Here is a 19,645-nt window from a genome sequence, read left to right as displayed (position 1 = left end):
TAACTGTGCCGGTGCTCATGACGAACCCTTTCCATGGCAAATATTCGTTCGACGCCATGCGGATGCACAACGTCGTTTGTCCCGATTTTTGATGTGGGAAGTTCGTCAAAGGCGCGCTCGAAAGCGCGGATAACAAAAGTCAGTCAAACAAATATCGACGAAATGCTTTTAGGCTTCTTTTGGCGCGCTGTCAAATCTGCATCCGCCACACCTGCGCAATTCTCCCAAAACACCTGGCCAAAACACCTGGCATGACGGCAAATCGGACGCCAAACGGCGCGCTTGCGCCAACTCAAAAAAATTTCGCGGCATCCGGGAACCATCTGCGCAAACGCGCATTTATTCCGTGTCATCAGCAATTCATGAGAGCAATCGAAGAAAGGTTGATGGCAAAGACGCCCCCCGCACGATAAAAGGTGCGAGGGGCGTTTTCGTTTGGATCACCTATTCGTCCGGGCCGGGTTCCGGCCACGTCTCCTTGGCCGCCTCGGCATACCAGTGCCGCATCGCCGGCGTTGCCAGCACGGCATCGACATAGGCTCGCATATCCGGCGCAAGCGTGCCGCCATAGGTGTCGAAGCGGGTCACGACCGGTGCATACATGGCGTCGGCCGCGGTGAAATGGCCAAACAGGAACGGACCGCCCTTGCCGTATTTTTCCCGGCACTCGCGCCACAACGCCTCGATGCGCTCGCGTTGCGCCTCGCCTTCGGCATCGAGCGGCTTATGGCCCTTCGGCCGACGCAAATTCATCGGCCAGCCGTAGCGAACTTCACGGAAACCGGAATGCATCTCGGTCGCGGCAGAGCGCGCCAGTGCGCGGGCGTCGATATCGGCCGGCCAGAGATTTTTTTCCGGAAACAGGTCAGCCAGATATTCAAGGATGGCAAGGGTTTCCCAGATGATCTTGCCATTGTGATTCAAGACGGGCACCTGGCCGGTCGGCGACACTTTCGCCAGATTGGTAAAGGTCTCAGGCGTGCGCAGCCGCACGAAACCCTCCTCGAACGGGATTTCCAGATGTCTCATCGCGACCCATGGCCGGAGCGACCATGAGGAAAAGCACTTGTTGCCGATGAAGAGTGTGAATTCAGCCATTTGTCTCCCCCGCATGCGCGATCACCCAAATCCTTTGGTCGGCGCGCGTCACCAGCCTATAGCCTGCCCGCCTTGCCACAGGAAGCGGCTGCCCGAGCTCACCTGTCGACCGGGAACGCGTGGAACCTAAACGACACCGGCTCGTTTGCTTTCGCGGATGAATTCCGCCGAATTCAAAACTCCCAGGAGATGCGAAAAATGGTGAACAAGGATCAGGTCGCGGGCGTGGCCAAGCAGATCAAGGGCTCGATCAAGGAAGCCGCCGGCAAGGCAACCGGCAACAGGCAGACCCAGGCTGAAGGCACGGCCGACAGGATCGCCGGCAAGGTGCAGAAGGCCTATGGCGACGTGAAGGACAAGGTCAAGAAGGCGCTCTGATCCGACATCGAGAACGCTCTTTTATTGGGAAAGGCGGTCGCGAGGGCCGCCTTTTTCATGTGCTCCAGCCTTTGCTGAAAGCATAGGTGAAGGCGACCTCGCCATGATCACCGGTCGCCTCGCCCAGCACCACATCCATGCCGTCGCTAGTCACCCTGGCCAGTGCGAAACCGCCCATATAGGCGGCCTTCGGCTTGAACAGATCGAGCCCGTCACGGCGATAGATCAGCGGCGTTTCGTGCTGGTGGCCATGGAAGATGCCGACGACATTGTAGCCCTTGAGCGCCGCCAGAAGCGCCTGCCGGTCGGCCTCGCTCCACCAATGCGGCGCGCCAGCGCCGTCATCGTCGAAGTGCCTTTTGGCGGCATCCCAGCGTTCTATCGAGAAAATGTCCCAACCATAGTGCTGGAACAGAATGACCGGACGGCCGTCCGCCGCATAGGTCGCCAGATCCTGCTTCAGCCATGGCAGGCTGCTCTCGGCGCCATGGCCAGTGTCGCCGGCGAAACGATGCGTCTGGATCAGATGCAGGCCGCCCCAGTCCCAGGAATAGCAGTCGGTGTCGACATCATAGTCGGTGGCCGGCACTGGCGGCTTGAAGAACACGCCGGCGCGATGGTTGACCTCGACATAGTCGCGCAGTTCGCGTCGGTACCAGTCGACATGGTGCGGCGGCCCGTTCTGGTCGAGATCATGGTTGCCGAGCCCGACATAAACCGGCATGTGCACGCGATCCGGGCCGACGCCCTGCTGGTAGCGCTGGCTGAACTGGAGCAGTTGGGTGCCCTCGCTCGGCTGCGTAATCTGGCCGCCGCCGTCATCGGTCATGTCACCGCCGACGACGAGGCCGAGCGGCGTGCCGATGCGGCTGCCCGCCGAGCGCAGGCCGGTGGCGACGCCGTTGATCTCGACCGGCCAGTCCTTGTCGCCAAGATCGTTGAGCGCTGCCACGTTGCGCAGCAGCGCGGCGTCGGTCTTGCCTTCCTGCAGGCAGTTGGGGCTCAACCCGCTCGCCATGCGGCAGGCATGGACATCGGCGATGAACAGGAAGGTAGCGTCGATGGACTGGACGCGCTGGCCGGTCTGGCTGAATGCCGGACGCGAAAATGCGCCGGCCGCGGCAAATCCTGCCATCTGCTTCAGCAGGCTGCGCCGGGAAATCGAGTGGATCGGCAAGCGAGTCATCATGCGCGAAATTCAGCACAGGCGGCCCCCTGCCGTCCAGTTGCCGTCGCCACGCATCGACACCGCCGCCGCTCGCTCGGTAGCGCCGCAACGTCAAAGCGGCCGCGTCGAAATCCCTCGTCGCTGCGGTATCAAAGGGTTCTTGGTCGTAGCAGCACCCTGCGGCGGCGCCTGGCTGCCAATCCGCCCTGCGATGATGACAGCGCGCTCCGCTCCAGTCCTGCCAGGCAATCCCGCAGCACGCTCGCATCCTGCGCCGTCTTGGCCATCGACATCGCCCCGGAATAGGCGGCGACCGCCAGCGCGGCGAAGCGCTCGGGATCTGTGTCCTCATCCCTGCCCGCCTGCTGGTCGGCTCGCAGCTTGTCGGAAATCGCCCGCCGCCACCCGGCAAAAATACCGGCAAGGGCAATCCGGAAATCCGGATCGGCAAGCGACAGTTCGTGCGCCAGATTGTTGAGCGGGCAGCCGCGCACGAAACCCTGCTGCTCCAACTCCGCCGCCACGGCCTCGAACACCGCGCGCACGCCTTCGCGTGCAGTGCTGGCCGCCAGCACCGGCGCGATCCATGTCTCTTCGACCGCTGCGGCGACACGCTCGTCGATCACCGCCAGCGCCAGCGCCTTCTTGGTCGGGAAATGGTGATGCAACGCGCCACCGCTGACACCCGCCGCCGCCATCAGGTCGCCGAAGCTAGAGGCATGATAGCCGCGCGCCTGGAACGCGACCTCAGCGACATCGAGCACCTTCCGGCGCATGCCTTCAGGGTCGTTGATGCGTTTTCCTGGGCGCGGTTTTGGTCGAACGGTCATCTCTGCTGACATTGCCGGACATTAGCATATTGACAAAACAGGACAACCGGTCTGTTTTGAAAACAGGATGACTACCCTGTTTTGGAGAGACGGATGAACATGCCCCTGAATGCCCCGCCGAAACCCGCCGTGAGCGCCTCGCCTGTCGTCGAGCTGCGGCAATACACACTGAAGCCCGGCCGGCGCGATACGCTCATCGACATCTTCGACGGCAGACTGATCGAGGGCCAGGAGGACGCCGGAATGACCATCATCGGCCAGTTCCGGGATCTCGACCGCCCAGACATGTTCGTCTGGATGCGCGGCTTCGACGGCATGGTCGCGCGGAAAAACGCTCTCGCCGATTTCTATGGCGGGCCGGTCTGGGCGGCGCACAGCCATGCCGCCAATGCGACAATGATCGATTCCGACGATGTGCTGCCGCTCAAGCCGGCTTGGCCGGGCGCCGGCTTCGACCTCGCGGGCGCGCAGCGGCCAAGCCTGGGCACCGACGAAAAGCCCATTCGAAACAAGCCGCTGCCTGGCATCGTTGTCATCGAGATTCATCATTTGCAGCCCGGCACGGAGGTTGATTTCGCCAATCGCTTCGAGGCTGAGACGGCGTGCCTGACGACGGCAGACGCACGTCTGCTCGCTGCTTTCGTTACGGAGCACGCCGAAAACAGTTTTCCGCGCCTGCCGGTACGGGCTGATGGAAACGTCTTCCTGTCCGTCACCGGCTTCGACAGCGCAGAGGCGCATGCCCACCACCAGGCCGCCCTCGCCGCCTCACCGGTATGGCAGGCGTTTTGGCAGGCCGCGCGGCTCGGCCTGACCAAACCAACGGAGACTTTGCGGCTGTCGCCCACATCGCAATCGTTGGTCGGGCGTTAGACTTCAAATGCCTTGAGGATGGCCTTTGCGACAAGGGCCGGATCTTCCCAATGCGGGTTGTGGCCACAGTTCTCGGCGCGGACAAAGATGGCTCCGGGAAGAGCGGATTGCAACGCTTGCTGGTGCGCCTCGCCGAACAGCGGGTCGCACGCGCCGGCGATGATCAGCGTCCGGGCCTGCACGGCTCGCGCCGCGTCGGTCAGATCGGCGCGGCGGATTTCCTCGAGAATCGCGCGCCAGCGCGGCGCCGGCATCGCCGAGGCGTCTTTCGCCAGGCCGGCGAGAAAGGCTGGGGGCACGCCGGGTCGGCAGGCATGCCACCAGGCGTAGAACGGATCGGCCGGCGAGATCGGGTCGCGCAGCGCCTGAACGCCCGCAACCAGCGGATGATCCGGCGCGAAATCGGGCTTCAACGTGCCGGCCAGGACCACCAGCCCGCCGATCAGCTCCCTGTGTCGCCCAGCCAATGCGATAGCCACCATGGCGCCCAGAGAATGGCCGACGACGACCGGCTGGTCGAGCCGCAAGCGCAGGATCAGCCCGGCAATATCGTCGGCGAAATCGGCGATGCCGCAGTTCTTGCCCGTTTGCGAGGCGCCGTGGCCGCGCAGATCCGGCATGATCAGCCGACGGCCGGCCAGATATGGCGCCAGAAGCGAAAAACTGCGGCTGGTATCGGTGAAGCCGTGCACCAACAGCAGCGCCGGCTCGGCGCCCGATATCTCGATATAGGCAATGTCGAGATCGCCGACCGTGACGAACTGCTTGCGGCCGGCCCAGGCGTCCTGCTCCGGCAAAGCATCCAGCACCGCCGGTCTCACAGGCCGAGCTTTTCCTTGACCGCGGCAAGGCCCGGCTTGCCGTCGAAAGTGGTGACGCCGGCGAGCCAGGCGTCGAGGCGGTTCTTGTTGAGCGTGATTGCCTTCAGCGCCCCGTCCTCCGGCTTCATGCCATCATTGATCAGATAGCCCATGCCGACATTCTCGAAATCGATGTCGAAGGCGAGGTTCTTCAAGAACTGCGCGACGTTCGGGCATTGCTGCAGATAGCCCTTGCGCACCTGCGTCGTCACCGTCGCGGCGCCGAAGTTCGGGCCGAAGAACTTGTCGCCACCGGTCAGGTACTTGAAGTCGTACATCGTGTTCATCGGATGCGGCGCCCAGCCCTGAAAGACGATGAACTGCTTTTCCTTGATCTCGTAGCCGACCTCCGAAAGCATGCCAGCTTCGCTGGACTCGACCACCTGCCAGCCGTCCAGGCCAAAGGTGGGATCGGCGATGGCGTCCATCATCAATTGGTTAGAGCCGGGCTCGATGCCGTACATTTTCTTGCCGAACTTGTCGGCGAACTTGTGCAGGTCGGAGATGTCCTTAACGCCGGCATCCCAGACATAGGTCGGCACGGCGAATGTGTATTTGGCGCCTACGAGATTGACGCGCACATTCTCGATCGAGCCGTCCTTCTTGTAAGGCTCGTAATAGGTGACCATGGCCGGATCCCAGTAGCCCAGGAACAGGTCGAGATCCCTGTTCTTCATGCCCTCGTAGATGACGTTGATACCGAGTACCTGGCTTTGCGGCTGATAGCCGAGCGCCTGCAAAAGGACGTTGGCGACCCCCGTGGTGAAGGCAAGGTCGTTCCAACCGGGTTCGGCCATGCGCACAGTGCTGCACTGCTCGGCTTCGGCCGCCTGGGCCGCATGAGAGGCCAACATGAGGGCAGCAAGACAGACGCCATTTGCAAGGATGCGGAACATTCGGTTCTCCTCATTGTCAAATTGACCAATTGGTCTTTTTATTGTCCCATGGGTCAATTCTTGATCTAAGCGGGCGAAAATGTCAACGTGGATTCGCGATGCATGGACCGATCCCGTGAAACTCAAGCGCCTCAGTGAGATACGCCGCAAGGAGCTGCGGCAGGCGGCCTTCGCGGTGCTGGAGCGCGAAGGCATTGCCGGCGCGACACTGGAAAAGGTGGCGGCCCAGGCTGGCGCCTCCAAGGGCATCGTGCTGCACTATTTCCGCAACAAGCAGGAATTGTTCGAACACGCGATGCGCGAGGCCAACGCCGTCCTGTGCCAAGCGGTGATCGCGCGGCTTCGCCGGGCGCATACCCCGATGGAGCGCATGGATGCGGTGATCGAGGGCAATTTCGAGGAGCATCTGTTCCAGCCGCCTCTGTGCCATGCCTGGTTGTCGCTCTGCGCCGAGGTGCCGCGCGACGAGAAGATGGCCCGTATCCAAAGAGTGATCCATGCGCGCATGCGCTCTAACCTGTTGTCGGGCCTGCGCGGCCTCGCCTCGCCGGCGGATGCCGACGACATCGCGCTTGGCGTCACCGCGCTGATCGATGGGCTTTGGCTGCGGCTCGGCCTGCAGCCGGGCAGCGTCTCGCGCGAACAGGCCGTCCGTCAGGTCAAGAATTATATCGCGGGCCGGCTGGCCCTGCGGGAGCTTGCGACCGCCGGCGCGTAAACCGGCCTCGGCTGACCTGCCGGCCGGCAGCGGTCGAAGTTCATACCGGGGGATAGGCCGACGGCTTGACCGCGGCCGCCACTATACGGTGCTCTCGACGAGGCAGAAATCCCTCGGGGCGTCGAATGAGACTTCACAACAAGCGCGCGCTGGTCACCGGTGGGTCGGACGGTATCGGCCTGGCGATCGCCGAGGCCTTTTCGCGCGAGGGCGCGGACGTCCTGATCGTCGGCCGCGACACCCGGAAGCTCGACGCCGCCCGCAAGCAGCTCGGCGGCACTATCGAGGCGCTGTCGGCCGATCTTGCCACATCGGCCGGCATCGCAGCCGTCGTCGAGCACGTGAAAAGGCCCGGCAGGCCTCTCGATATCCTCGTCAACAATGCCGGTGTGGCTTTCCTGATGCCGTTCGAGACCGTCAGCGAGGCGCAGTTCCAGCAATCCTTCGCGCTCAATGTGACGGCCGTGTTCTTCCTCACCCAGGGCCTGCTGCCGCATCTGGCAACCGGCGCATCGGTGATCAACATCTCGTCCTATTTCGCCAACAAGATGATCCCGAAGCGTCCGTCGAGCCTCTATTCGCTGTCGAAGGGCGCGTTGAACTCGCTGACCAAATCGCTGGCCTTCGAACTCGGCCCGCGCGGCATCCGCGTCAACGCCATCGCGCCCGGCACGGTCGACACCGCCATGCGACGCAAGACCGTCGACAATTTGCCGGCCGAGGCAAAGGCGGAGCTGAAGGCCTATGTCGAGCGCAGCTATCCGCTTGGCAGAATCGGCCGCCCCGACGATCTGGCCGGTATCGCGGTCTATCTGGCCAGCGAAGAGGCGGCGTGGACCAGCGGCGGCATTTTTTCGATCGATGGTGGCTATACTGCGGGGTGAGGAGCTTTTCTCCCCCGTTGAGGGGGTGAGAAGCGGTCCGCGTAGCGGACGGGAAGCCAATTGCTTGGCTTTCCGAACGACGAACGCCCGGAGCGATAGCGAAGGGCCGGTCCAGGGGTCGCCTCGCGTGAAGCGCCAGCCTGTTGCGGCAGCTAGGGGAGTTGCGCCGGGACGCACCGACCCCCTCTGTCGCCTTCGGCGACATCTCCCCCTCGAGGGGGGAGATCACCTTCAACCGATTTGCATCCTTGCCGCCCGCATTCTCCGCTTGAAGCCGTTTGTGCAACGCGATACGCCGTTGCCGACTTCGACAAGGAGAGACCCGTGACCGCTGCAAAGACCAGAACCGAAACCGACACGTTCGGCCCGATCGAAGTCGCCGCCGATCGCTATTGGGGCGCGCAGGCGCAGCGTTCCCTCGGCAATTTCAAGATCGGCTGGGAAAAACAGCCGGCGTCGATCGTGCGCGCGCTGGGCATCGTCAAGCGGGCGGCGGCGGAAGCCAACATGGAGCTCAAGCGGCTCGACCCGGCGATCGGCAAGACGATTGTCGAGGCGGCGCAAGAGGTCATCGACGGCAAGCTCAACGACCATTTCCCGCTGGTGGTCTGGCAGACCGGCTCGGGCACGCAGTCCAACATGAACGCCAATGAGGTGATCTCCAACCGGGCGATCGAGATGCTGGGCGGCGTCATGGGCTCCAAAAAGCCGGTGCATCCCAACGACCATGTCAATATGAGCCAGTCGTCGAACGACACCTATCCGACGGCCATGCACATCGCCTGCGCCGAGCGCATCGTGCACGACCTCTTGCCGGCGCTGAAACACCTGCACAAGGCACTTGAAGCCAAGACCAAGGCCTTCGCGCACATCATCAAGATCGGCCGCACGCACACGCAGGATGCCACCCCCCTCACGCTTGGCCAGGAATTTTCGGGCTATGCCGCCCAGGTCGCCTCGTCGATCAAACGCATCGAGCTGACGTTGCCCGGCCTGCAGGAACTGGCGCAGGGCGGCACCGCCGTCGGCACCGGCCTCAACGCGCCGGTCGGCTTCGCCGAACGAGTCGCGGATCGCATCGCCACCATTACCGGCATCGCCTTCGTCACCGCGCCGAACAAGTTCGAGGCGCTGGCAGCCCATGATTCCATGGTGTTTTCGCACGGCGCCATCAACGCGGCGGCCGCGGCGCTGTTCAAGATCGCCAACGACATCCGCTTCCTCGGTTCCGGCCCGCGTTCGGGCCTCGGCGAACTCTCGTTGCCGGAAAACGAGCCGGGCTCGTCGATCATGCCGGGCAAGGTCAATCCGACCCAGTGCGAGGCGATGACCCAGGTCTGCGTGCAGGTGTTCGGCAACAATGCTGCCCTCACCTTCGCCGGCAGCCAGGGCCATTTCGAGCTCAACGTCTACAACCCGCTGATGGCTTACAACTTCCTGCAGTCGGTGCAGCTGCTCTCCGACGCCTCGGTCTCCTTCACCGACAATTGCGTCGTCGGCATCGAAGCGCGCGAAGACAACATCAAGGCGGCGCTCGACCGCTCGCTGATGCTGGTGACCGCGCTGGCGCCGACCATCGGCTACGACAATGCCGCCAAGATCGCCAAGACCGCGCACAAGAAGGGCACCACGCTGCGCGAGGAAGCGCTCGCCACCGGGCTGGTCAGCGAGGCCGATTACGACCGGCTGGTGCGGCCGGAGGACATGACGCATCCGGGTTAAGCAATTCCAGGAAAAGTGTCTTGCGGTTTTCCGTCCGGAATTGCGTCAGCCAGAAACCCGACATTTCGCGACGGGAGAATTTACTACCGTCGCGATCTGACCCGACGCGAATTTTGCGCAAGCCGCCCGATCACAGAAATGTAAGTACTGTGAACAATGTGTCGCCACTCTGGCGGCTTTGGTGAACAGTCCGAGTGCTCTATCTCACCGGTATCAACCCCTCCCGGAGAGAACCACCATGTCCATCAACACTTCAGTCGCCGGTTCCGGCACGTCCAATGCCTCGACCACCATCCTCCTCGGCCGCGTCCTACTCGCGGTCATCTTCCTGCTTTCAGGTTTCGGCAAGCTCACCGCCATCGCCGGCACGGCCGGTTATTTCGGCAGCCTCGGCCTGCCTTTGCCGACCGTGACGGCCACTGTCGTCGGCCTGATCGAGCTTCTCGGCGGCCTCGCCATCCTCGTCGGCTTCCAGACCCGGATCGTCGCCTGGGTGCTCGCGATCTTCACCGTCGCTACCGGCTTGGTCGCCCACACCGGTTGGGCTGACCAGATGCAGATGATCCAGTTTCTCAAGAACCTCGCCATCGCGGGCGGCTTCCTCCTGCTGGCCTCCTCGGGCGCCGGCTCCTATTCGATCGACGCCAAGCGCGGCTGAGCCACGACCACCAACAATCAAAAGAGGGGCGCGGAATTTTCCGCGCCCCTCTTTCGTTGTCTGTGCAGGCGTCCCAGCCAGCCGATTCCTGCTAGGGTCGCTGCGTCGGAATTGGCACAACCGCCCGGCCCGACCCGACAACGGAGGTGAACGCATGCCCCGCAACGCGCTGCTCCTGCTTTCCCGGCTGCTGTTCGCCGCCCTGTTCGTGCCCTCCGGTTTCCAAGCGTTGAGCGACATTGCCGGCACGACTGGCTATTTCGCCGACCTCGGCCTGCCGCTGCCGACGCTTGCCGCCTGGGGCACGGGACTGTTCGAACTGATCGCCGGACTGCTCATCCTGGTCGGTTTCCAGACCCGGATCATAGCGCTGCTGCTTGCCGCCTTCTGCATCGCTGCCGGTTTCATCGGCCATTACGGCCAGGGTGGCGGCGACGCGATGCTCGCCTTCCTGCACCAGCAGATGCTGATGAAGGACATCGCCATATCGGGCGGTTTCCTGGCATTGGCGATGGCCGGCGCCGGCGCCTGGTCGGTCGACGGGCGTGGTTTGGCGTAACGCCGACTTCACCGAGACGCTCTATTTATTTGACCGATATGCTGGGACCGCCCTCGACGGCCAACACCAGCCGGCGGTTGGTTATCCTGGCCAGTTGCGCCAGTCGCCCGGCCGGCCGTTCGCCATAGAGATCGGCCAGCGACGCCGGCAAGACCAGCGCCAGCACGCCGTTGCCGCGCTGTTCCCATTTCAGCCTGGGCATGATGCCGGGCATCGACGCCGTCAGCAGATAAACGACGCGCATCATCGCCGCCAGCACCCGTGCCCGCTCCAGATAGCGTGGCGTCGCCAGCGCCTTGATCTCGGGGGCGATGGCTTCGTTGAAGATGCCGTCGTGACGATAGGCGTTGGCCAGCGCCAGGAAGGCGCGGCCGGGATGGTCGACGCCGAAGAAGGACGCATGCGCGATGATGTTGAGCGATTGCTTGCCGCGATATTCCGGATGCGCGCGCCAGCCGATGTCGGCCAGCAATGCGGCCGCATGGCGATAGCGCGCCTCGTCCTCGGTCTCGTCGATGCCGAAGGCGGCAAAGGTCCTGGCGGTCCAGTCGACAAGTTCGTGCGCATGGGTGACGGAGCGTGAGCGCAGGCGGGCGAGTTCTTCCGAGGCCGAAATCAGCGGATCGGCCTTTTGCTCGGCCTCGTCGAGCAGCGAATAGAGAAAGCCTTCGCGCACGCCGAGCGCCGAAACGATGATCTTCGACGGCTGCATCGCCGCCATGATCTCCTGCAGCACGATGGCGCCATAAGGCAGCAGCGAACGGCGGTTCTTGGAAACGCCTTCGATCCCCTTGACCTTCTCGATCTCGGCTTTGGCCACCTGCTTGAGGAAGTTCGTCGCGCTTTCGGCCGATATCTCGTAATGGTGCATGACGCCGAGCGGATAGTTGGTCATTTCCATGTGCAGCCGGGCGAGATTTCGCCAGGTGCCGCCCACTGCGTAGAAGGGCCTGCCTTGCCCACCCTTCAACAGCTTCGCCTTCGCCAGTTCGTCACGCGCGATCTTCGCCGCCTGGGTCAGCGAGTTCTTCGCCATGTCCTGCAGGCGCAGGCCACCCAGCGGCAGCGTTATGCCGTCACCGATCGCTTCGCCATTGACGTCGACCAGTTCGAGACTGCCGCCGCCCAGATCGCCGGCGATGCCATCGGCCGGATGGAAGCCGGAAATGACGCCGAGCGCCGAATAATAGGCTTCCTGCCGGCCGCTGATCACACGGATTTCGGTCTTGAGCACATCCTCGGCGCGGTGGATGAAATCGGGACCGTTGATCGCCTCGCGGGCGGCGGCGGTCGCCAGCACATACATATGTTCGGCGCCGGCCTGGTCGGAAAGCGCGCGAAAGCGGCGGAACTCTTCCATCGAGCGGGTCACCGCCTCGGGATCGAGCTTGCCGGTCGAAACGATGCCACGGCCGAGACCAGCCAGCATCTTTTCGTTGAACAGCATGGTTGGCGAGCGCGCCAGTCCCTCATAGACGACGAGACGGATCGAGTTCGACCCGATGTCGATGATCGATAGCGGTCGGCGGTCCTGCAACCGGCCCTGGGAATCAGACAGCATCAGCCGGACGCTGCGGCGTTCTTCTTGCGGCGCTTGAACTGCGCAATGCGCTTGGGCGCATGCGACTTCAGCGCGTCACCCCGTCCCGACAGGCTCGGATTGGTCATGAAATATTCCTGCGCGTTGAACGGTTCCTCGCCCTCCTCCAGCACCACGCGCCGGGAGGTTCCATCAGCCAATACGTCGAAACTTTGCTGATTGTCCATGATGTTGCCCAGCATGATCTGGCCAAGGATCTGTTCATGCACAGTTGGATTGGTGATCGGCACCATGGTCTCGACGCGGCGGTCGAGATTGCGCGGCATGAGATCGGCCGAAGAGATGTAGACGATGGCCTCGTCCGACGGCAGGCCGTGACCATTGCCAAAACAATAAATGCGGCTGTGCTCGAGAAAACGGCCGACGATCGATTTTACACGGATGTTTTCCGACAGGCCCGGAACCTGCGGCCGCAGGCAGCAAATGCCGCGCACCACAAGGTCGATCTCGACGCCGGCGCGGCTGGCATCATAGAGCGCGTCGATGATGATCGGATCGACGAGCGCGTTCATCTTCATCCAGATGCGCGCAGGCCGACCCTCCACCGCATGGGCAATCTCGTCGGCAATGTGCTTCAGGATGCGGCTTCTCAGCGTGAACGGCGAGATCGCCAACCGCATTTCATCGGTCGGCTCGGCATAGCCGGTGATGAAATTGAAGAGCTGGGCGACGTCTCGGGCAATCGTCGGATCGGTGGTGAAGAAGGACAGGTCGGTGTAGATGCGCGCGGTCACCGGATGGTAGTTGCCGGTGCCCAGATGCACGTAGTTGCGCAGCTTGCCGTCCTCACGCCGCACCACCAGCGACATTTTCGCATGTGTTTTCAGCTCGAGGAAGCCGAACACGACCTGCACGCCGGCACGCTCCAGGTCGCGCGCCCAGCGGATGTTGGCTTCCTCGTCGAAGCGCGCCTTGAGCTCGACCAGCGCGGTGACCGACTTGCCGGCCTCGGCCGCGTCGACCAGCGCGCGCACGATCGGGCTGTCATTGGAGGTGCGGTAAAGCGTCTGCTTGATCGCCACCACTTCCGGGTCGGCCATCGCCTGGCGCAGGAACTGCACCACGACGTCGAAGGATTCGTAGGGGTGGTGGACGACGATGTCCTTCTCACGGATGGCAGCAAAACAGTCGCCGCCATGCTCGCGGATGCGCTCGGGAAAGCGCGGATTGTAGGGCGTGAATTTCAGATCGTCGCGGGGAACGGCGACGATTTCGGAGATCTGACTGAGCGCCAGTGGTCCGGTCAGGACGCTGATGCGGCTCGACGACACGCCAAGTTCGCCGGCGACGAAGTCGCGTAATTCGGCAGGCATCAGCCTGTCGAATTCGATGCGGATCACCGATCCGCGGCGACGCCGCTTGAGTGCCGTTTCGAACAGGCGCACCAGATCCTCGGACTCCTCCTCGACTTCGATATCGCTGTCACGGATGATGCGGAACGTGCCGGAGCCCTTGACCTCGTAGCCGGGGAAAAGCTTGCCGATGTAGAGGCCGACCGCCTCTTCCAGCGGGATGAAGCGGACATGATGCTTGCGGTCCGGCAGGCGGATGAAGCGCTTCAGCGCCACCGGCAGACGCAGCAGCGCGCTCATCTCTTCGCCATTCTTGCGGTGGCGCAATTGCAGCGCCATCGAGAAGCCGAGATTTGGAATGAACGGGAACGGATGCGCCGGGTCGATCGACAGCGGGGTCAGCACCGGGAACACCTGCTCCTGGAAATGGTCTTCCAGCCAGACCTTCTCCTCCTTGGTCAGCGCATCGCGGGTGATGCTCTCGATGCCTTCCTTGTTGAGCAGCACGGTGAGCGCCGAAAGGCTCTTCTGCTGGTCTTCCTGCAGCCGCTCGACCTCACGCAGCAGCTGTTCGAGCTGCTGTTCGGGGGTGCGGCCGTCAGGGCTCTTCAGCGTGATGCCCTCGCGCACCTGACCGGCGAGGCCGGCGACACGGACCATGAAGAATTCGTCGAGATTGGCGGCCGAGATCGACAGGAAGCGAACGCGCTCCAGCAGCGGATGATTGAGGTTCAGCGATTCCTCGAGAACGCGCCGGTTGAACTGCAGCCAGGAAAACTCCCGGTTGACGAAGCGATCGGGGTTGCCGCCCTCCGGACGAGCCACCTCGACGTTCACGAATTCGCTCTGCACCGGCTTCAGTTCGTTCATGGTTCCTGCTCTTCCCACCGCTCAGCCGGTTAACCGGCTTAACTTATCCTCTGACAGGCTTTTGCGACAGTTTCATTTCATCGATCTTGCAAAGAGGCCTGTTATGATCCAGATGCAGAAGAGACTGCGTTAAGGAGACGACGATGGCAGGCGGTTCCATTCCCCATTTTCAAAACGATGCGGGCCACCCGGCAATCGACATCGGCGTCAAGGAATTCATGTGCACGGGCGCCAATCCGCCTTTCGACCACCCGCATGTGTTTCTCGACATGGGTGGCGATAATGAAAAAGTCTGCCCCTATTGCTCGACGCTCTACCGCTATTCGCCAAAGCTGAAGGCGACGGAAACGCTGCCGGCCGGCTGCATCTATATCGACCAGGCCGCCTGAGTCTTCGCGACAAGCCCGATGAACGACACGCGATCCCGGCAAGTTGTCATCGCCGGGGCAGGTGTCGCCGGGCTGACCGCAGCCCTTGCATTCGCCGAACGCGGCTACCCGGTTCGGGTGTTCGAACAGGCGCAGCGCCTGGAAGCAGCCGGTGCCGGCCTCCAGCTTTCTCCCAACGCGACACGCATCCTTCGCCAGCTTGGCGTACTCGACCATCTGCTGCCGGAAGCGGTGCGGCCGGAAGCGGTGGTCTTGAAGGATGCCGCAACGCTGCGCGAACTGGCGCGGGTGCCACTGGGACAAGCCGCTGAAACGCGCTGGCAAGCGCCCTATCTCGTCGCTCACAGGGCCGATCTGCAGAGCGCACTGACCGCGCGCGTTGCCGAGATGCCGGATATCCGTCTCACCACCGGCGCCCGTATCGGCAGCGTTGCCACCGGCCCCGATGGCATCACGGCGACGGCCGAGATCGACGGCAAAACCATCAAGGCTGAGGGCTTCCTGCTGGTCGGCGCAGATGGTGTCTGGTCGTCGGTGCGCGCACTTGTCGATTCGGCCAAAAGGGCGACCTCGCCAAGAAGCCGGTTTTCCGGCGAACTGGCTTGGCGCGCGACCATTGCAGCGCAGAGTGCCGCAGGGCAGGCTTTCGCGGCGATCGGCACTCCGGACTGCGTCACCACCTTCCTGCACCCGGGCTTCCATATGGTGGCCTACCCCGTCAGCAAGGGCGACGCCTTCAACCTCGTCGCCTTCACCAGAGGTGAGCGTATTGCCGAGGGCTGGTCCGGCCATGCCGATCCCGGCATCCTCGCCAGCGCAATGCGCGGCACCGCGCCTGGTCTTACAGAACTGGTGGAAATGGTTGGGGCGTGGCTGACTTGGCCGCTCCATACTGTCGAACAGAACCAGCCCTGGACAATGCCGGACGGCATCGCGCTGATCGGCGATGCGGCGCATGCGATGACGCCGTTCGCCGCGCAAGGTGCTGCCATGGCGATCGAGGATGCGGCTATGCTTGCCGATATTATTGCCGATTTCCCTGGCGATCCGGCACAAAGTCTTCAAATCTGGGAGAACCTGCGGCGGTCGCGCGTCGCCAGGGTCGCTCGTCGCGGCGCCATCAACCGCGTCGCCTGGCATGCCACGGGGCCAGTGGCGGTCGCCCGCAATCTGTTCCTGAAAATGCGCTCGTCGGACAAACTCGCGGCGGATTTGGACTGGCTCTATGGCTGGCAGGCACCGGAGGCTGTTGTCAGGCGTTGACAGGCTGGCGGGACAGCGCCCCCCTCTGTCCGGCAGGACAGAGGGGGGCGCGAAGGATCGCGACGTTGGCGTTCGACAGCAGCGCCTGCGCCGAGTAGAAATAGCACTATGGCCAAACTCATCCGGTACAAGTTCGACCCGGCAAATCCACCTCCACTAACAGAGCCTCAGAAAGCGGAAATCGCAGCCTTGAAGGCGCGACCCGAGAGCGATGTCGATACAAGCGATATTCCTGAGCTGACCGAAAAGTTCTGGCGGAGGGCGATCCGTCGGCACACAGCAGACTGAAGTCGGCGCGCACCCCGCCTAATTATACAGCCGCATCGACAGGCCAAGCGATACAGGCAGCGGGTTCCACCAGCCAGTGCGCAGGCCGGCGGTGCGCAAGGCGGCCGCCGTCCAGGTGTTGCAGCCGACCAGTGCGTTGAAATGGCCATTGGCTTCGTAGAAGCCGTCGAACCTGGAATAGGCCGCATCCGGAACAAGGATCGGACCCTTCGGCCCCCGCTGGAAACTCGCATCGATGAAATCGAGCAGCGCCGCGAACCGATCCTCACCGATGTCGAACCCCGCGACGTCCGGGCGCGATTCGACGATGTCACCGGCGACATCGACATGCATGACCGAAGCATCGATGGTCAGCGCCTTCATCACCGGCACCGCCTTCAACTCAGACCATGTCGGCGTCTCCAGGTAGAAAGCGCGGCCGCCCCAGCCGAAGACAATGTAGCGGACCTCCGGACTGTCGGCCGGTATGCCGGCGTCGACCAGGAAGTGGAAGCGCTGGCGCACGCTACCATCGACCGGAATGGCGATGTCCGTGTGGATGGCGTTCTTCAGCACCAGGATGTGGTGCGCCGTGGCGGGCCTGTCGGCGATTGCTTGCCAGAGTGGTCGCGGTACGAAAGTACCCAGCACGACGGCGAGCATAGCCCCAATCAAAACAAGGCCAAGAAAACGTCCCAGTCTTTTCATGAATGGCGGCCCTGCAGACGCGCTCCGGCGCGACACAAATCGCCCGCCTCCTGCTCATCCATACGCAAAAGAGCCCGGCAGTGTTTCAGCCGGGCTCCCCGTGGCCGTCGAAGGCCTAGTGCAGGATCTGCGACAGGAACAGCTTCGTGCGCTCGTGGCGCGGGTGGTCGAAGAACTCGGCCGGCGTGTTCTGTTCAACGATCTGGCCCTGATCCATGAAGATGACGCGGTTGGCGACCTTGCGGGCAAAGCCCATCTCGTGGGTGACGCACAGCATGGTCATGCCTTCTTCGGCCAGACCGACCATCGTCTCCAGCACTTCCTTGATCATTTCCGGATCGAGCGCCGAGGTCGGCTCGTCGAACAGCATGATACGCGGGTTCATGCACAGCGAGCGGGCGATCGCCACGCGCTGCTGCTGGCCGCCGGACAACTGGCCGGGATATTTGTGCGCCTGTTCCGGGATCTTGACGCGCTTGAGGAAATGCATGGCGATTTCCTCGGCCTGCTTCTTTGGCGTCTTGCGCACCCAGATCGGCGCCAGCGTGCAGTTCTCCAGGATGGTCAGATGCGGGAACAGGTTGAAGTGCTGGAACACCATGCCGACCTCGCGGCGCACCTCGTCGATCTTCTTGAGATCGTTGGTCAGTTCCTTGCCGTCGACGATGATCTTGCCCTTCTGGTGCTCTTCCAGGCGGTTGATGCAGCGGATCATCGTCGATTTGCCGGAGCCCGAAGGGCCACAGATGACGATGCGCTCGCCGCGCATCACTTTCAGATTGATGTCCTTGAGCACGTGGAATTCACCATACCATTTGTGCATGGCGATGATGTCGATGGCGACATCGGTGGTGGAAATCTGCATCTTGGCGGCGTTGACCTTGATCTCTTCCGCGCTGACGGCATTTTCGGTGGCCATGACGGGATCCCCTTGTTCTTTTGTTTAGCGTTTGTGGCCGGTGTCGAGCCGGCGTTCGGTGAACATTGAATAGCGCGACATGCCGAAGCAGAACAGCCAGAAGACGAAGGCCGCGAAGATAAGACCGGACCTGGCGGTCTGCGCCGTTGCCCAGTTTGGGTCGGAGAAGTTCTGCTTCACGATGCCGAGCAGGTCGAACATCGAGATGATGATGACCAGGCTGGTGTCCTTGAACATGCCTATGAAGGTGTTGACGATGCCCGGGATGACCAATTTCAGTGCCTGCGGCATGACGATGAAATACATCTTCTGCCAGTAGCCGAGACCGAGCGAATCGGCACCTTCATACTGCCCCTTGGGGATCGCCTGCAGGCCGCCGCGCACCACTTCAGCCATATAGGCGGCGGCAAACAGCGACACGCCGATCAGCGCGCGCAGGAACTTGTCGAAGCTGACGCCCTCCGGCAGGAACAGCGGCAGCATGACGCTGGCAAAGAACAACACGGTGATCAGCGGGATGCCGCGCACCGTCTCGATGAAGACGACGCATAGCGTCTTGATGATCGGCATCTTGGAACGACGGCCGAGCGCCAGCACGATGCCCAGCGGCAGCGACACGGCAATACCGACGAAGGACAGGCTGAGCGTTACCAGCAGCCCGCCCCACAGCGAGGTCTCGACATGTGGCAGGCCAAACATGCCGCCGACCAGCAGGATGAAGGCGACGATCGGCAGCACAAAGAACAGCAGAATGGCATTCAGCCCTTTGCGCGGCACTTTCGGGATGAGCATCGGCACCAGCAGCGCCACGAAGAAGATGGCGACCAGGATCGGCCGCCAGCGCTCCTCGATCGGATAGCGCCCGACCATGAACTGGCCGAACTTGGCATTGACGAAAGCCCAGCAGGCGCCGGTCCAGCCATCCGGCTGGACGCCGCCTTGCGCCACGGTGGCGCATACGGTCCGGTCCGGTCCCGTCCACACAGCGTTGATGAACGCCCAGTTGATGATTTGCGGCAGGATCAGCGCCACCAGCGCGATGCCGGCGATGGTCAGAATGGTGTCGCCGGCAGAAGCGATCAGGTTCTTGCGCACCCACGCACTGAAACCCGTAACGCCGGCTGGCGCCGGCTGCGCCAGCACCATTTCGGTGCGCACCCAGGACATATCATGTTCTTGCATGTCCTTACCTCTCCACCAGCGCCATCTTGGCGTTGAACCAGTTCATCACAAGCGAGGTCAGGAGGCTGATGGCCAGATAGATCACCATCATGATCACCACGCCCTCTACAGCCTGGCCGGTCTGGTTCAGCACCGTACCGGCGGTCGCTGTCAGGTCCGGATAGCCGATGGCGATGGCGAGCGACGAGTTCTTGGTCAGGTTGAGATACTGGCTGGTCAGCGGCGGAATGACGATGCGCATGGCCTGCGGCACGACGACCAGCCGCAGGATCGATCCGGGCCGCAACCCCAACGCACCGGCAGCTTCCGTCTGGCCCTTGCTGACGCCCCTGATGCCGGCGCGTACGATCTCGGCAATGAAGGCGGCGGTATAGCAGGACAGCGCCAGATACAGCGACAGGAACTCCGGCCTGACCTGGAAGCCGCCGGTCAGGTTGAAAGTCGATTGCTTCGGGTAGTCGAAAGTCAGGGGAAAGCCGCTCAGCGCATAGGCGAGCAGCGCCAGCCCGAC

The 19,645-nt window shown here is 62.8% G+C and carries 20 protein-coding genes; 9 read left to right on the top strand and 11 right to left on the bottom strand.

The window, feature by feature from the left end:
- Window positions 1-444: 444 nt before the first annotated feature.
- Window positions 445-1,098, bottom strand: coding sequence for a glutathione S-transferase family protein (locus tag EN993_RS15525; protein WP_109663040.1), 654 nt, complete (start codon window positions 1,096-1,098; stop codon window positions 445-447).
- Window positions 1,099-1,287: 189 nt separating this feature from the next.
- Between EN993_RS15525 and EN993_RS15520 the strand changes: the two genes are divergently transcribed.
- Complete coding sequence (locus EN993_RS15520; protein ID WP_164757673.1) at window positions 1,288-1,476, top strand: CsbD family protein; 189 nt, start codon at window positions 1,288-1,290, stop codon at window positions 1,474-1,476.
- A gap of 55 nt (window positions 1,477-1,531) precedes the next feature.
- On the opposite strand, the gene EN993_RS15515 is transcribed toward EN993_RS15520, so the two are convergent.
- Both EN993_RS15515 and EN993_RS15510 read right to left on the bottom strand, forming a co-directional pair.
- Window positions 1,532-2,665 (bottom strand): metallophosphoesterase, encoded by a 1,134-nt coding sequence (locus EN993_RS15515; protein ID WP_127263998.1) that lies wholly within the window; start codon window positions 2,663-2,665, stop codon window positions 1,532-1,534.
- Between the two features lie 128 nt (window positions 2,666-2,793).
- Window positions 2,794-3,474, bottom strand: coding sequence for a TetR/AcrR family transcriptional regulator (locus tag EN993_RS15510; protein ID WP_127263996.1), 681 nt, complete (start codon window positions 3,472-3,474; stop codon window positions 2,794-2,796).
- A 93-nt stretch (window positions 3,475-3,567) separates the two neighbouring features.
- On the opposite strand from EN993_RS15510, the gene EN993_RS15505 reads away from it, so the two are divergent.
- Window positions 3,568-4,347, top strand: coding sequence for an NIPSNAP family protein (locus EN993_RS15505; protein WP_127263994.1), 780 nt, complete (start codon window positions 3,568-3,570; stop codon window positions 4,345-4,347).
- Here the strand turns inward: EN993_RS15505 and EN993_RS15500 are convergent.
- Both EN993_RS15500 and choX read right to left on the bottom strand, forming a co-directional pair.
- A complete protein-coding gene (locus EN993_RS15500) occupies window positions 4,344-5,156 on the bottom strand; it encodes an alpha/beta hydrolase (RefSeq protein WP_127264002.1) in 813 nt (270 codons plus the stop codon). The genes EN993_RS15505 and EN993_RS15500 overlap by 4 nt on opposite strands.
- Window positions 5,157-5,164: 8 nt before the next feature.
- Window positions 5,165-6,103, bottom strand: coding sequence for a choline ABC transporter substrate-binding protein (gene choX, locus EN993_RS15495; RefSeq protein ID WP_127263992.1), 939 nt, complete (start codon window positions 6,101-6,103; stop codon window positions 5,165-5,167).
- Window positions 6,104-6,182: 79 nt separating this feature from the next.
- Here choX and betI point away from each other — a divergent pair, with 79 nt between their 5' ends.
- From betI to EN993_RS15470, 5 genes are all read left to right on the top strand, one after another.
- Entirely contained in the window at window positions 6,183-6,821 is a 639-nt protein-coding gene (gene betI, locus EN993_RS15490) for a transcriptional regulator BetI (protein WP_109663027.1), read from the top strand.
- Window positions 6,822-6,946: 125 nt separating this feature from the next.
- Window positions 6,947-7,705: an SDR family oxidoreductase gene (locus EN993_RS15485; RefSeq protein ID WP_127263990.1), complete on the top strand. Its 759-nt coding sequence runs from the start codon at window positions 6,947-6,949 to the stop codon at window positions 7,703-7,705.
- A gap of 324 nt (window positions 7,706-8,029) precedes the next feature.
- On the top strand, window positions 8,030-9,427 hold the full coding sequence (fumC, locus tag EN993_RS15480; RefSeq protein ID WP_127263988.1) for a class II fumarate hydratase: 1,398 nt from the start codon (window positions 8,030-8,032) through the stop codon (window positions 9,425-9,427).
- Window positions 9,428-9,665: 238 nt separating this feature from the next.
- Window positions 9,666-10,085, top strand: a complete 420-nt coding sequence (locus EN993_RS15475) for a DoxX family protein (protein ID WP_127263987.1) — start codon at window positions 9,666-9,668, stop codon at window positions 10,083-10,085.
- Window positions 10,086-10,239: 154 nt separating this feature from the next.
- Window positions 10,240-10,644 (top strand): DoxX family protein, encoded by a 405-nt coding sequence (locus tag EN993_RS15470; RefSeq protein WP_127263985.1) that lies wholly within the window; start codon window positions 10,240-10,242, stop codon window positions 10,642-10,644.
- A gap of 25 nt (window positions 10,645-10,669) precedes the next feature.
- On the opposite strand, the gene ppx is transcribed toward EN993_RS15470, so the two are convergent.
- Entirely contained in the window at window positions 10,670-12,205 is a 1,536-nt protein-coding gene (gene ppx / locus EN993_RS15465; RefSeq protein WP_127263983.1) for an exopolyphosphatase, read from the bottom strand.
- On the bottom strand, window positions 12,205-14,406 hold the full coding sequence (locus EN993_RS15460; RefSeq protein WP_109663014.1) for an RNA degradosome polyphosphate kinase: 2,202 nt from the start codon (window positions 14,404-14,406) through the stop codon (window positions 12,205-12,207). Before EN993_RS15460 ends, ppx begins: the two co-directional genes overlap by 1 nt.
- A 143-nt stretch (window positions 14,407-14,549) precedes the next feature.
- Between EN993_RS15460 and EN993_RS15455 the strand changes: the two genes are divergently transcribed.
- Window positions 14,550-14,795 (top strand): zinc-finger domain-containing protein, encoded by a 246-nt coding sequence (locus EN993_RS15455; protein WP_109663012.1) that lies wholly within the window; start codon window positions 14,550-14,552, stop codon window positions 14,793-14,795.
- A gap of 18 nt (window positions 14,796-14,813) precedes the next feature.
- Window positions 14,814-16,058 carry an FAD-dependent monooxygenase gene (locus EN993_RS15450; protein ID WP_127263981.1) on the top strand — a complete coding sequence of 415 codons (1,245 nt, stop codon included), beginning with the start codon at window positions 14,814-14,816 and terminating at the stop codon, window positions 16,056-16,058.
- A gap of 306 nt (window positions 16,059-16,364) precedes the next feature.
- Here EN993_RS15450 and EN993_RS15445 read toward each other — a convergent pair whose 3' ends face one another.
- From EN993_RS15445 to EN993_RS15430, 4 genes are all read right to left on the bottom strand, one after another.
- On the bottom strand, window positions 16,365-17,033 hold the full coding sequence (locus tag EN993_RS15445; RefSeq protein WP_127263979.1) for a TIGR02117 family protein: 669 nt from the start codon (window positions 17,031-17,033) through the stop codon (window positions 16,365-16,367).
- Between the two features lie 115 nt (window positions 17,034-17,148).
- On the bottom strand, window positions 17,149-17,952 hold the full coding sequence (locus EN993_RS15440; protein ID WP_023761950.1) for an amino acid ABC transporter ATP-binding protein: 804 nt from the start codon (window positions 17,950-17,952) through the stop codon (window positions 17,149-17,151).
- Between the two features lie 24 nt (window positions 17,953-17,976).
- Window positions 17,977-19,134 carry an amino acid ABC transporter permease gene (locus EN993_RS15435; protein WP_109663006.1) on the bottom strand — a complete coding sequence of 386 codons (1,158 nt, stop codon included), beginning with the start codon at window positions 19,132-19,134 and terminating at the stop codon, window positions 17,977-17,979.
- Between the two features lie 4 nt (window positions 19,135-19,138).
- Window positions 19,139-19,645: ABC transporter permease subunit (locus EN993_RS15430; protein ID WP_127263978.1), on the bottom strand; the 507-nt coding region annotated here is incomplete at its 5' end.

Origin of the sequence: Mesorhizobium sp. M7D.F.Ca.US.004.01.2.1 (genome assembly GCF_003997785.1) — a bacterium.
Taxonomy (GTDB): Bacteria; Pseudomonadota; Alphaproteobacteria; order Rhizobiales; family Rhizobiaceae; genus Mesorhizobium; species Mesorhizobium loti.
Note: the sequence above shows the minus strand (reverse complement) of the source record. Positions and strands in the feature narration are given on the sequence as shown.

Bases quoted from the DNA above. Each gene is read 5' to 3' on its own strand.
- EN993_RS15505 (WP_127263994.1), top strand. From the start codon at position 3,568: ATGAACATGCCCCTGAATGCCCCGCCGAAACCCGCCGTGAGCGCCTCG.
- EN993_RS15520 (WP_164757673.1), top strand. From the start codon at position 1,288: ATGCGAAAAATGGTGAACAAGGATCAGGTCGCGGGCGTGGCCAAGCAG.
- choX (WP_127263992.1), bottom strand. From the start codon at position 6,103: ATGTTCCGCATCCTTGCAAATGGCGTCTGTCTTGCTGCCCTCATGTTG.
- EN993_RS15510 (WP_127263996.1), bottom strand. From the start codon at position 3,474: ATGACCGTTCGACCAAAACCGCGCCCAGGAAAACGCATCAACGACCCT.
- EN993_RS15445 (WP_127263979.1), bottom strand. From the start codon at position 17,033: ATGAAAAGACTGGGACGTTTTCTTGGCCTTGTTTTGATTGGGGCTATG.
- EN993_RS15460 (WP_109663014.1), bottom strand. From the start codon at position 14,406: ATGAACGAACTGAAGCCGGTGCAGAGCGAATTCGTGAACGTCGAGGTG.
- EN993_RS15515 (WP_127263998.1), bottom strand. From the start codon at position 2,665: ATGATGACTCGCTTGCCGATCCACTCGATTTCCCGGCGCAGCCTGCTG.
- betI (WP_109663027.1), top strand. From the start codon at position 6,183: ATGTCAACGTGGATTCGCGATGCATGGACCGATCCCGTGAAACTCAAG.
- EN993_RS15485 (WP_127263990.1), top strand. From the start codon at position 6,947: ATGAGACTTCACAACAAGCGCGCGCTGGTCACCGGTGGGTCGGACGGT.
- EN993_RS15440 (WP_023761950.1), bottom strand. From the start codon at position 17,952: ATGGCCACCGAAAATGCCGTCAGCGCGGAAGAGATCAAGGTCAACGCC.
- EN993_RS15475 (WP_127263987.1), top strand. From the start codon at position 9,666: ATGTCCATCAACACTTCAGTCGCCGGTTCCGGCACGTCCAATGCCTCG.
- EN993_RS15450 (WP_127263981.1), top strand. From the start codon at position 14,814: ATGAACGACACGCGATCCCGGCAAGTTGTCATCGCCGGGGCAGGTGTC.
- EN993_RS15470 (WP_127263985.1), top strand. From the start codon at position 10,240: ATGCCCCGCAACGCGCTGCTCCTGCTTTCCCGGCTGCTGTTCGCCGCC.
- EN993_RS15525 (WP_109663040.1), bottom strand. From the start codon at position 1,098: ATGGCTGAATTCACACTCTTCATCGGCAACAAGTGCTTTTCCTCATGG.
- ppx (WP_127263983.1), bottom strand. From the start codon at position 12,205: ATGCTGTCTGATTCCCAGGGCCGGTTGCAGGACCGCCGACCGCTATCG.
- EN993_RS15455 (WP_109663012.1), top strand. From the start codon at position 14,550: ATGGCAGGCGGTTCCATTCCCCATTTTCAAAACGATGCGGGCCACCCG.
- EN993_RS15435 (WP_109663006.1), bottom strand. From the start codon at position 19,134: ATGCAAGAACATGATATGTCCTGGGTGCGCACCGAAATGGTGCTGGCG.